Raw genomic sequence first — 11,654 nt, 5'->3', positions numbered from 1 at the left:
AAACGCCCGGTTACATTCCGAACCCGGAAGCTAAGCCTTACAGCGCCGATGGTACTGCAGGGGGGACCCTGTGGGAGAGTAGGACGCCGCCGAACAATCATTCAGAAAAGGCCCACACCTTACGGTGTGGGCCTTTTTGTGTTTCAGGCCGGCTTTACCAGTCCGGTGTCGTACGCCAGGATCACCGCCTGCACGCGGTCCCGGCAGCCGGTCTTCGCGAGGACGCGGCCCACGTGGGTTTTCACCGTGGACTCGGCCAGGTGGAGGCGGGTGGCTATCTCGGTGTTGGTCCAGCCCTGGCCGATGACCGTGAGGATCTCGCGTTCGCGGTCCGTGAGGAGGGCGAGGCGAGGGTCGTTCTCCCTGTGGTCCGGGTTGTCCTCGGGTGCTCCGGTGGGGAGGTGGTGGGCGTAGGTGTCCAGGAGCCGGCGGGTGAGGCCGGGGGCTACCACCGCGTCGCCCGTGGCCACCGCGCGGATGCCGGAGAGGAGATCCTCGGGCTGGGCGTCTTTGACGAGGAATCCGGAGGCGCCTGCGCGCAGTCCGGCGTAGGCGTACTCGTCCAGGTCGAAGGTCGTGAGGATGAGGACGCGGGTGCGGGCGCCGGCGGCGACGATGCGGCGGGTGGCCTCGATGCCGTCCAGGCCGGGCATGCGGACGTCCATCAGAACGACGTCAGGGTGGAGTTCGGCGGTCAGGCGGGTCGCCTCGGCGCCGTTCGTCGCCTCGCCCAGGACCGTCATGTCGTCCTGGCTCTCCAGCAGCATGCGGAAGCCGAAGCGTTGCAGGGGCTGGTCGTCGGCGATGAGGACCGTGGTCACTGCGGGGTTTCCTCCGGGAGGTGAAGGTGGACGCGCCAGCCCTGTTCGGGGTGGGGGCGTGGGCCGGCCTCAAGTGTGCCGCCGTACAGGGCTGTTCGCTCGCGCATTCCGGGCAGGCCGCGACCGCCGCCGGTGTCGTCCGTCTCGCCGCCGCGGCCGGTGTCGGTCACCGTGGCGGTGACGGCGCCCTTCTCCTCGTACGCGATCTCTATCCGTGCCGTCGCGCCCGGGCCCGCGTGCTTGAGGGTGTTGGTGAGGGCTTCCTGGATGACGCGGTAGACGGTGAGCTGGCGGCCCTCGGGGAGGGTCGGGGTGCCGTGGACGGTGGTGTGGACGGGGAGGCCTGCGGAGCGTACGCCGTCGATGAGGTGGTCGAGGTCGGTGAGGGCGGGCTGGGGGGTCAGTTCCGGTGCCGGTTCTCCTTCGTCGTCGCGTAGGACGTCCAGGAGGCGGCGGAGCTCGGTGAGGGCCTGGCGGCTGGTGGTGGAGATGGCCGTGAGGGCCTGGGCGGCTCGCTCGGGGGACTTGGCGGACGCGTAGCGGCCACCGTCGGCCAGGCCGGTGATGACGGAGAGGTTGTGGCCGATGATGTCGTGCATCTCGCGGGCTATGCGGGCGCGTTCGGCGGCGGCGGCGAGGCGTGCCTGCTGGTCGCGTTCGGTCTCCAGGCGGCGGGCGCGGTCCTCCAGGGCCTCGGTGTAGGCGCGGCGGGTACGGACCGTGATGCCGATGGCTGCCGCGACGACGACGGACATCAGTACCGGGACGATGTCCTGGTCCGCGCTTCCCCGAGGATGGCGGGCGGCGGCCACCGCCACCGGCGTGATGACCACGACCGTCGCCCACCACAGGGTGCGCGGGGGCCGGCGCAGGGCGATGTGGAAGATGACGAGCAGCTGGAGCAGGGAGGCCTGGAGTGTGGCGCCGGTCCAGGCGTTGACCAGGGCGGCCGGGGCGATGGCGAGGAGGACGGCCTGGGGGTGGGTGCGCCGCCGGAGGAGGGGGACCGTCAGGCCGAGGCTCAGGGTGAGGGCCAGCCAGCCCGGAGTGTCGGGGGCGCGTGCGATGGTGCGCCAGCCGCCGTCGACGTAGTGGAGGAGGGCCGCGGTCACCCAGAAGCCGGTGAGGTGGAGGTCCCAGGCCAGGGGGTGGCGTCGGTCGAAGGCGCGTACGCGTCGGCTGACGCGTTGGACGTACTCGGTGAGGGGTTCCGTCGTTCGTTCCTCGGCCGTTCCTTCTTCCGCCACGGAGTCCATGGTGAGGGCTTGCTGCCGTGTCGTCACACGTCCCGTCGCTTCAGGACCGCCGCGGCCGCCGCGAGGGTGGCCGTCGTCCACAGGAGCATCGCCAGCAGGGCCGGGCCCGGTGCGACCGAGCCCGGCATCGGCTGGGCGGTGGTGAGGGTTTCCAGGGCGCGGCCCGGGAAGTAGCGGACGGCGTCGTCGACGAGGTCGTACGGGAGCATGGCCAGGACTTCCGGCACGATCATCACGAGGCCGATGATCGCGCCGGTGGCGATCGGCACCGAGCGGGCGAGGGCGCCGATGCCGAGGGCCAGGACGGTGAGCAGGGCGAGGCCGGCCGCGTTGCCGACGAGGGCGCGCAGGATGCCCGGGTCGCCGAGGGAGGCGGCGTGGTCGGTGCCGGAGAGGAAGGACTGGGCGAGGGGGAAGGTGAGCAGGTTCGTCCACAGGGTGAGGGCGAAGGCGACCGCGGCGAGGACGGCGGCCTTCGACCAGAGGACGGGCAGGCGGCTCGGGACCGCTGTCATCGTCGCCCTGATCTGGCCGGTGGAGTACTCGCCGGCGGTGCACAGGATGCCCAGGACGCCCAGGTTGACCTGGGCGAACTGGGTGCCGAGGAGGACCAGGACGACCGTGTCGAGCTCGGCTTCGCCGCTGCCGTCGTAGGCGGCGCTGATGCCCGCGCCCATGGCGAGGGTCAGGGCGCTCGTGGCGACGAGGGTGATCCAGGTGGAGCGCAGGGTCCAGAGCTTGTGCCACTCCGAGCGCAGGACCCGGGACGGGGTCACCCGGTACGTCGCCACAGGTGCGGTGGTGCTCATGCCGCGGCTCCTTCCAGGGTCGCGGTGAACTCCACCGCGTCGCGCGTGAGGTCCATGAAGGCCTCCTCCAGCGAGGCGGTGTTCGGGGTGAGTTCGAAGAGGGGGATGCCGTGGGCGGCAGCGGTGCGGCCGATGTGTTCGGCGTCCGTGCCGCGGACTTCGAGGGTTCCCGGGGCGGGGGTGGTGAGGTCGATGCCGGGTGCGGAGAGCAGTCGTAAAAGGGTTTCCGCTTCCGGGGTGAGGACCTTGACGGTGCCCGCTCCTGACTGTCGTACGAAGTCGGTGACCGTGGTGTCGGCCAGGAGGCGGCCGCGGCCGATGATGACCAGGTGCTCGGCGGTGAGAGCCATCTCGCTCATCAGGTGCGAGGAGACGAAGACCGTACGGCCTTCCGCGGCGAGGGACTTGAGGAGGTTGCGGATCCACAGGACGCCCTCGGGGTCGAGGCCGTTGACCGGTTCGTCGAGGACGACGATGGCGGGATCGCCCAGCAACGCGGCGGCGATGCCGAGGCGTTGGCCCATGCCGAGGGAGAAGCCCTTGACGCGGCGGTGGGCGACTTCGGTCAGGCCGGTCAGGTCCAGGACGTGGTCGACGCGGGACTTCGGGATGCCGTGGGTGTGGGCGAGGGCGCGCAGGTGGTGGTGGGCGGTGCGGCCGGGGTGGACCGAGCGGGCCTCCAGGAGGGCGCCGACCTCGTGGAGGGGCGCCGGGTGGGTGGCGTAGGCGCGTCCGCCGACGGTGGCGTGGCCGTGGGTGGGGGCGTCCAGGCCGAGGATCATACGCATGGTCGTGGACTTGCCGGCGCCGTTCGGGCCGAGGAAGCCGGTGACCGTGCCGGGGCGGACGGTGAAGGAGAGGTCGGTGACGACGGTCTTGCCGCCGTAGCGTTTGGTGAGGTCCTGTGCCGCAATCATGCTCCGATGCTCGTCCGGGCGAGGGCGGCGGGCGTCGGACCAGGGGCAGTATTCGAGGTGAGGGGCGTAGTACCCGGGTATTACGGTGGCTGGCATGAGCAGCTATGTGATCCGGTCCGTGCGCGCTGACGAGTGGCCCGCCGCGAAGGAGTTGCGGCTTGACGCGTTGCGGGACCCCGTGGCGCATCTCGCCTTCCTGGAGACGTACGAGGAGGCCGCGGCCAAGCCGGACTCGTTCTGGAAGGAGCGGGTGGCCGGGTCGGCACAGGGCGCGGAAGGGGCGCAGCAGATCATCGCCGAGGGGCCGGACGGGCGGTGGGTCGGGACGCTGACCGTGCTGGTCGAGGAGCCCGGGACGACGGACTGGGCCGGGTTCGCGGTCGAGCGCAGGCAGACCCATCTCGTCGGGGTGTTCGTGCGGCCCGAGGAGCGGGGGAACGGGCTGACCGAGGTGTTGTTCGACGCCGCGCTGGAGTGGTCGTGGGAGCGGGGGGCCGAGCGGGTACGGCTCATCGTGCACGAGGAGAACGGGCGGGCCCAGCGGTTCTACCGGAAGGTGGGGTTCCTGCCGAGCGGGGTGATCGTGCCGCTGGGGGACGCGGGGGAGCGGGAGCTGGAGCTCGTCCTGGACCGGGGATGTGACTGAGGCCGCTACACCGGGAGTTCCGTGTCGGGCCAGCGGGTGCGGGCCTGTTCGCGGGAGCGGAGCAGGGCCAGGGTCGGCAGACCGCGGTCGGTTCCGGCGGCCAGCAGGTCCGGGAGCTGGGGGAGCGGGGCCACGGCGGCGACGTCGTCCAGGACGAGGGTCAGTGGTGGGTCGAGGCGACCGGAGGATGACCGTTCGGCCATGCGCCGGCCGCGCTCGACCACGCTTGCGGCGAGAGCGGTGAGCAGAGGCATCGCGCCCGGGTTGGTCCGGGGGTCCTCGATGGATTCACCGACCACATAGAGCGTGCCCCCTTCGTCCACGAAGGAATCCAGGGCGAGGGCATCGGTTCGGTTGGGTGTGCAGGCCTCACGGATGTTGAGCGTGAAGAGGGCGGAGAGGGCCCTGCTCGTCAACTCCTGGGCGATGTCCCGGCGTTCGGTGTGAGCGGTGAGGGCGGCTTCGAGTTCGCCCGCGGAGCCGGGGGCTGCCTTGGGGTTCGTACGGAGGGTGCGTACGGCGTCCTGGATCTGGTTGCCCTGGGCCCAGCGGTGGACGTGGCGGATGGTGCGGCCGTCGATGGCGGCGGCGTGCAGGTAGCTGCGCAGGAGCGTTTCGGCGGTGTCGCTGACCGCTTGGTCGAGCCGGGCGGTGGGGCGGACCGGGGTGAGGAGTGCGACGGCTCTCTTTGCTGCGGTCTGCTTGTCCTCGCAGCCCGAGGTGGGGGACCAGTGGAGGCGGGCCGGGGTGTCGCAGCGGTGGGTGGGGTCGTAGACGTGGACCGGGCCGAGTTTGGCGCGGGCGTCCTTGGTGTCCTGCCAGATGGCGGGGTTCGAGGTGACGACGAGGGCAGGGCCCTCCGCGTCGCGTACGGCCTGGGTCGCGGTTGTCCGGCGGGTTTCCGGCGGGCCGTAGAGCACCGGGCCTTCGGCGCGGTGTGCTTCCCACCCAGCTGCCCGTTCGCCGTTGCCCGAGAGGCTCGGCACGGGAGTCGACTCCACCGGTGCCACTTCCCGCAGCACCTTGGCCGGTTCCGGTTCCGGTTCCGGCTCGGCGCGCGGCACCGGGACCTCGGCGACCGTGGGCATCCCGGGCTCCGGCACCGGCTCCACCAGTTGCCTCCGCCTGCGTGCCCGCACCGCCCTCCATCGCACCACCGTGCCGAGCACGAACACCGTCAGGACGACGAGGATCATGACCTGGCCGATGAACAGGCCCCAGAACAGGCCGTAGCCGGAGAGGCCGGACTCGGGTGCGTCGGGCCAGGCGCCGGGGATGTCGTGCGGTCGGGCGACGAGGTGGCGGATGGCCAGGGGGGTGCGGGTGAAGGTGACGCCGTCGGGCCAGGCGCCGTGGGCGAACAGGGCGGCCAGGCCCGTGGCGGACCAGGCCAGCAGGGTCATGCCGAGGAGGAAGGCGAGTATGCCGACGAGGAGGCCGTCGGGGACGCCTCCCTGGCCGCCCTGTCGTCGGTCGCGCTCGTCACCCGGTCTCATGGCTCTTCCCCCCGCTCTTCCTACGCCACCGTCGACTCGGAGTCGCCGAGGTGCTGTTCGACGAAGGCCGCCGCACGTTCCTCGGCCTCCAGTTCGGCGGCGCGCAGCGCGTCGTCCGCGAGCTGGTGGTCGACGGACGACTCGGTCATCGCCCGGTCGGTGAAGACCAGGGGGCGTTCGGTCTCGGTGATCAGGTGTTTGACGACCTGGACGTTGCCGTTGACGTCCCAGACGGCGATGCCGGGGGTGAGCGACGGGATGATCTCCACCGCCCAGCGGGGCAGGCCCAGCACCCGGCCCGTCGCCCTGGCCTCGTCTGCCTTCTGGGCGTAGATCGTCCGGGTCGAGGCCATCTTGAGGATGGCCGCGGCCTCCTTCGCCGCCGCCCCGTCCACCACGTCGCTCAGGTGGTGCACCACCGCCACGAACGACAGGCCCAGTCGGCGGCCGAACTTCAGCAGCCGCTGGAAGAGCTGGGCCACGAACGGGCTGTTGATGATGTGCCAGGCCTCCTCGACCAGGAAGATGCGCTTCTTCCGGTCGGGGCGGATCCAGGTGTGCTCCAGCCACACGCCGACGATGGCCATGAGGATGGGCATGGCGATGGAGTTGCGGTCGATGTGGGACAGGTCGAAGACGATCAGCGGGGCGTCCAGGTCGATGCCGACCGTCGTGGGGCCGTCGAACATGCCCCGCAGGTCACCGTCGACCAGGCGGTCCAGGACCAGCGCCACGTCCAGGCCCCATGCCCGTACGTCGTCTATGTCGACGTTCATCGCCTCGGCGGACTCCGGCTCCGGGTGCCGTAGCTGCTCGACGATGTCCGTCAGCACCGGCTGGCGTTCGACGATCGTCTCGTTGACGTAGGCGTGGGCGACCTTGAGCGCGAAGCCGGAGCGCTCGTCGAGGCCGTGGCCCAGTGCGACCTCGATGATGGTCCTGAGCAGGGCGAGCTGCCCGGTCGTGGTGATCGCCGGGTCGAGCGGGTTGAGCCGGATCCCCATGTCCAGAGCCGCCATCGGGTCCAGCCGGATGGGAGTTATCCCCAGCTCCTGCGCGATGAGGTTCCATTCGCCCACCCCGTCCTCGCCCTGTGCGTCGAGGACGACGACCTGGCGGTCGCGGAAGCGCAGCTGGCGCAGGACGTACGTCTTCTCCAGCGCCGACTTGCCGTTGCCGGACTCTCCCAGCACCAGCCAGTGCGGGGCCGGGAGCTGCTGGCCGTACAGCTGGAAGGGGTCGTAGATGTACCCCTTCCCGGAGTAGACCTCGCGGCCGATGATGACGCCCGAGTCGCCGAGGCCGGGGGCGGCGGTCGGGAGGTAGACCGCCTGGGCCTGGCCAGTGGAGGTGCGTACCGGCAGGCGGGTCGTCTCGACCTTGCCGAAGAGGAAGGACGTGAAGGCGTCGGTGAGGATGGTCATCGGATCCCGCATGCGGCTGCCCCTCTACCTTCGGATGCCGGTGGCGAACGGAAGGGTGTTCACGAAGGCGCGATGGTGCTCGCGATCGCACCACTCCAGCTTCAGGTACGACTTTCCGGCCGAGGCCCGGATGGTCCGCTTGTCGCGGGCCAGGGCCTCGGGAGTGCGGGAGGAGACGGTGATGTAGCCCACCAGGTTCACGCCGGCCGCGCCGCTCGCGAGGTCTTCTCCCCGCTGGTCGAGGCGGTTGTGGGCGGCGATGTCGCGCGGGTCGACGGTGCGGTTCATCTTGGCGGCGCGGGAGGCCTCGGCCTCGTCGTTGGTCTTCTCGGTCAGCATGCGTTCAATGGCTACCTCGGTCGGCTCGAGATCCATCGTCACGGCGACCGTTCGGATGACGTCCGGGGTGTGGACGAGGAGCGGCGCGAGGAAGTTGACGCCGACCGGGGTCATCGGCCACTCCTTCACCCACGCCGTGGCGTGGCACCAGGGGGCGCGGGTCGAGGACTCCCGGGTCTTCGCCTGGAGGAAGTTGGGATCCATGGCGTCCAGTTCGGCCGGCCAGGCGTTGCGCTGGGTCATCGCCTGGATGTGGTCGATCGGGTGGTCGGGGTCGTACATGGAGTGGATGAGCGAGGCGAGGCGGCCCTGGCCCAGCGGCTGCCGGACCCGGATGTCGGCCTCCTGGAGGCGCGAGCAGATGTCGGTCAGCTCGCGGGCCATGACGACCGCGAGGCCCGCGTCCCGGTCCAGCTTGCGGCCGCCGTGCGGGCGCGCGGCGCGGGCCATGGCCTGGGCCTCGGCGGCGAGTTCGCGGGTGTAGTGCATGCAGGCGACCATGTAGGCGCGGTGCTGCTCGCTGCTCGTGGACACCATGGACTGCAGTTGGTCGTACGACTGCTGCAGCCAGCCCAGCGACTTCTCGTCGCCGCGCATGGCGACGTCCTTGGCGTGGGCGTCGGGGTCGGCGGGCAGGGTGCGGGCGAGCATCTGCAGCCGGGTGACGAAGCCGTCGCCGTTGGCCACGTGCTTGAGGAGGGTGCCGAAGCGGTCGACGAGGGATTCCTGGTCCTCGGAGTCGCGCAGGCCGACGCCGGGCCCCTCGATCTCGATCGCGGCGGTGACCGTGCGACGGTCCGCGTGCAGCAGTACGGCGATCTCGTCGGGGCCGAACGGGGCGGCCAGCCAGTTGATGCGGCCGATGCCGGGCGGCGAGCCGATCTCCACCTCACGGCCGTCGAGGTGGGTGCCGGCCTCCATCACGCCGGAGCGGTAGGTGGTGCCCTGCTTGAGGGTGCGCTTGTAGCTGCGGTTGATCTCGAACCACTTGTAGAAGGTGCGGCGCTTGTACGGCACGTAGACCGCCGCCAGCGCGAGCATCGGGAAGCCCATCAGCAGCACGATGCGCAGGGTCAGTACCGGGACGAGGAGACCGCACATCATGCCGAGGAACGCGCCGCCGATGATGAGCGCGATCTCGCCGGTCTCACGATTCCTGCCGACGATCGCGTTCGGCCGGGCGCGGCCGATCAGATATGTACGGCGGGGCGTGACCGGATGGGACACGTGGGACTCGGTCGTCAACGCCCTTCACCTCCCGTGCGGTTGGTACTGCTGTTGCGTGTGTTGCTGGCGTGCGGGGTGTTCACCGGGCTGCCGGCGCGGGGAGCGGGTGCGGCGGAGGGGACAGATCCGCCGCCTCCGTTCGGTGTGCGGGTGCTGTGCGCGGCGACCCCGCCGGATACGGGGTTGCTCGGGCGGGCACCGCCGGAGCTGCTCCCGCCGCCGCCGTTGTCGGCGCGGGCGCTGTGCGTTTTGATGCCCTGGGCGACGAGGGTCGCGGGAGAGCTGATGGCGGCCGCCGCCTTGCCCTCCGCGCCCTGCATGATGCGGTTGCTGCGGGAGTTCGCGATCTCGTCGCCGAAGCCGGGGACGAAACGGTAGATCATCGCGCTGGCGAAGATCGCGAGCAGGATGATGGCGAGGCCGGAGACGACGGCGGAGAAGGCGTCGGGGCCGTCCTCCGCGGAGAGCGCACCGGCCAGACCGAGCACGATGACGATGACCGGTTTGACGAGGATGACGGCGATCATGATGCCCGCCCAGCGGCGGACGTGGCCCCAGAGGTTCTTGTCGACCAGGCCGGCGTAGACGACGGTGCCGAGGAGGGCACCGACGTAGAGGAGCGCGGCCCTGATGACCAGCTCAAGCCACAGCACGCCGGCGGCCAGGATGCTGACCAGCGACACGACGATCAGCATGATGGGGCCGCCGCCGATGTCCTCGCCCTTGCTGAGGGCGCCGGAGAACGTGCCGAAGAAGGTGTCGGTCTGATCGCCGGTGGTCTTCGCGAGGACCTCCGATACGCCGTCCGTCGCCGATACGACCGTGTAGAGGATCAGGGGCGTGAAGGCGGACGCCAGGACGGTCAGCCAGAGGAACCCGATCGCCTCGGAGATGGCGGTGGTGACGGGCACGCCCCTGACGGCCCGCTTGGCCACGGCCAGCAGCCACAGCAGAAGCGTGAGGATCGTCGACGCGGCGAAGACGACGGCGTACTGCTGGAGGAACTTGGTGTTCGTGAAGTCGACGTTCGCGGTCTCTTTGACGGCTTCGCTGAGCTTGTCGACGGTCCAGGCGGCGGCGTCGGCGCAGCCCTTGGCGAGGGAGGAGAGGGGGTCGAGGGTGTCGGTGAGGCTGGGGGTGCCGGTGCCGGTGGAGCCGCCACCTCCGGAACCGCCCTCTTCGCAGTACTTCCTGGCGGGAGGGGCGATCAGCGAGCAGTCGCTGCTGTCGGTCGGTGACGGCGTAGGAGTGGGTGCCGCGAAGGCGCGCGTGGCCGTGAGTACCGCTGTGGTCTGTACTGCCGTGATGACAGCGGCCACCTTGAGTACACGGTGTTTAGCGGGCATACGTGAACCCTCCGTACTCTTCGACGGCCTTCGCCATCTCATCGGCGCTGGAGGCCCGATCGTCCCCGGGGACCGGGGCTGGGCCTTCCTTCTGGGAGTGCGTCACGATCTTCCAGTCACCGCTGGTCCATTGCAGCTTCATGTCGATGGTGAACCAGCTGCTCGTGACCGGGTTCGTGGAGTTCTCGCCCGCGAGGCCGAGGAGGCCGTTGCACCAGACCGCGACGCTCGCGCTGTTCGCGGAGGCTTCGGTGACGCTTGTGCCGACCGGGCTTGTCCGAGACACGAAGGTGTAGCCCGACGGTGCGGAGCCGTCCTCGTTCAGGCCGACGTTCTTGTTGAACTGGGGTGTGTATGCCTTGTCCAGCGTTGCCTTCAGGGCCGGGATCCGGGAGGGCGCCAGGATGGTCTGCAGGAGCGCGTCCCGCTTCGCCTTGTTGAACATGTCGGCCGACCCCAGCGCCACCGCGTAGTTGGCGGCCGCACTCTGCGCACCCTGCTCGTCGTGCGCGAACCCCGTCGGAATCCCGCCCGCCTTTTTCGTCACCGGACGGTTTCCGCTCGCTGCCGTCGACGCGGCCTCCGGCTGGGAGGCCACGTCGTCCGTGGATGCGGAATCGTCTCCTCCGCGGTTCGCGAAGGCGATCGCTGCGATGAGGAGGACGATGACGCCGACGACCGTGACCAGGCTGCGGGAGGAGGAGCGGCCGCCTCTTCGCGCACCGCCGTAGACGTCGTGGTCGCGGTCGGGCAGGCGGGTCGTGCGGGTCTGGCCGGTACCGCCGTAGCCGCCGGAGGAACCCGGCTCGTGGTCGTCCCCGAGAGTCATGCCGCGTACGCCCCCTCGACGTCGTGCGGAAACACGTAGGAGTACGACGGTAGCCGTGCTGGTTCCCGCGCGGGCGCGGTGTGGTGACTCGACATCAGGGAAACGCAACCTCAGCCGGTGGGCACGACGGACGGGTGGGGTAGGGGGAAACCGGGCGCGCCCGGCCGGAGTGGAGGTGCGTCGACCGGACGCCGTGCCTACACGGCCATGCCGTACACGATGGTGAAGAGCGTGCCGAGGGAGCCGATGATGAAGACTCCGGTGAGGCCCGCGATGATGAGGCCCTTGCCCTGTTCCGCGCTGAAGGTGTCCCGCAGGGCGGTGGCGCCGATGCGCTGTTTGGCCGCGCCCCAGATGGCGATGCCGAGGCAGAGCAGGATGGCCACCGCCATCACGACCTCGATCATCACCTTCGCCTCGTTGCCCAGGCTGCCGAAGGGGCCCCAGTCCGGAGCGATCCCCCCGATGATGGTGTTGATGTCTCCCTCGTCGGCCGCAAAGAGCATGTAAGTCACCGCCCCTGGTGGGTAGTCCGCGTCCCCTG

Annotated in this window: 11 protein-coding genes and 1 rRNA gene; 2 read left to right on the top strand and 10 right to left on the bottom strand. The window is 70.3% G+C overall.

Features of this window, described 5'->3' with window-relative positions:
- Positions 1-95 (top strand): 5S ribosomal RNA (gene rrf, locus ACZ5XS_RS13025); the annotation flags it as partial.
- 48 nt (positions 96-143) lie between these two features.
- Here rrf and ACZ5XS_RS13020 read toward each other — a convergent pair.
- From ACZ5XS_RS13020 to ACZ5XS_RS13005, 4 genes are read right to left on the bottom strand one after another with little or no spacing between them, the layout of a single operon-like run.
- A complete protein-coding gene (locus ACZ5XS_RS13020; protein WP_468650593.1) occupies positions 144-821 on the bottom strand; it encodes a response regulator in 678 nt (225 codons plus the stop codon).
- Positions 818-2,077 (bottom strand): sensor histidine kinase, encoded by a 1,260-nt coding sequence (locus ACZ5XS_RS13015; RefSeq protein WP_468650605.1) that lies wholly within the window; start codon positions 2,075-2,077, stop codon positions 818-820. Before ACZ5XS_RS13015 ends, ACZ5XS_RS13020 begins: the two co-directional genes overlap by 4 nt.
- Positions 2,078-2,100: 23 nt before the next feature.
- Positions 2,101-2,886: an ABC transporter permease gene (locus tag ACZ5XS_RS13010; RefSeq protein WP_468650591.1), complete on the bottom strand. Its 786-nt coding sequence runs from the start codon at positions 2,884-2,886 to the stop codon at positions 2,101-2,103.
- Positions 2,883-3,803, bottom strand: a complete 921-nt coding sequence (locus tag ACZ5XS_RS13005; RefSeq protein WP_468650589.1) for an ABC transporter ATP-binding protein — start codon at positions 3,801-3,803, stop codon at positions 2,883-2,885. The genes ACZ5XS_RS13010 and ACZ5XS_RS13005 overlap by 4 nt, the downstream gene beginning before the upstream one ends.
- Positions 3,804-3,897: 94 nt before the next feature.
- Here ACZ5XS_RS13005 and ACZ5XS_RS13000 point away from each other — a divergent pair, with 94 nt between their 5' ends.
- Positions 3,898-4,449, top strand: coding sequence for a GNAT family N-acetyltransferase (locus ACZ5XS_RS13000; RefSeq protein ID WP_468650587.1), 552 nt, complete (start codon positions 3,898-3,900; stop codon positions 4,447-4,449).
- 5 nt (positions 4,450-4,454) lie between these two features.
- Here the strand turns inward: ACZ5XS_RS13000 and ACZ5XS_RS12995 are convergent, their stop codons facing one another.
- The 6 genes from ACZ5XS_RS12995 to ACZ5XS_RS12970 all read right to left on the bottom strand — a co-directional run bounded on the left by ACZ5XS_RS12995 (position 4,455) and on the right by ACZ5XS_RS12970 (position 11,616).
- Complete coding sequence (locus ACZ5XS_RS12995; RefSeq protein ID WP_468650586.1) at positions 4,455-5,945, bottom strand: type IV secretory system conjugative DNA transfer family protein; 1,491 nt, start codon at positions 5,943-5,945, stop codon at positions 4,455-4,457.
- A 20-nt stretch (positions 5,946-5,965) separates the two neighbouring features.
- Entirely contained in the window at positions 5,966-7,381 is a 1,416-nt protein-coding gene (locus ACZ5XS_RS12990) for an ATP-binding protein (RefSeq protein WP_217241445.1), read from the bottom strand.
- A 12-nt stretch (positions 7,382-7,393) separates the two neighbouring features.
- The gene (locus ACZ5XS_RS12985; RefSeq protein WP_468650584.1) at positions 7,394-8,953 is read right to left on the bottom strand and encodes an SCO6880 family protein; all 1,560 of its coding nucleotides are present in this window, start codon (positions 8,951-8,953) and stop codon (positions 7,394-7,396) included.
- Positions 8,950-10,281, bottom strand: coding sequence for a hypothetical protein (locus ACZ5XS_RS12980; protein ID WP_468650582.1), 1,332 nt, complete (start codon positions 10,279-10,281; stop codon positions 8,950-8,952). The genes ACZ5XS_RS12985 and ACZ5XS_RS12980 overlap by 4 nt, the downstream gene beginning before the upstream one ends.
- Positions 10,271-11,110 carry a DUF8175 domain-containg protein gene (locus tag ACZ5XS_RS12975; protein WP_468650580.1) on the bottom strand — a complete coding sequence of 280 codons (840 nt, stop codon included), beginning with the start codon at positions 11,108-11,110 and terminating at the stop codon, positions 10,271-10,273. The genes ACZ5XS_RS12980 and ACZ5XS_RS12975 overlap by 11 nt, the downstream gene beginning before the upstream one ends.
- Before the next feature lie 197 nt (positions 11,111-11,307).
- Entirely contained in the window at positions 11,308-11,616 is a 309-nt protein-coding gene (locus ACZ5XS_RS12970; protein ID WP_019526682.1) for a hypothetical protein, read from the bottom strand.
- Positions 11,617-11,654: the final 38 nt, after the last annotated feature.

It is taken from the genome of Streptomyces sp. NPDC033131, from assembly GCF_055578365.1.
Note: the sequence above shows the minus strand (reverse complement) of the source record. Positions and strands in the feature narration are given on the sequence as shown.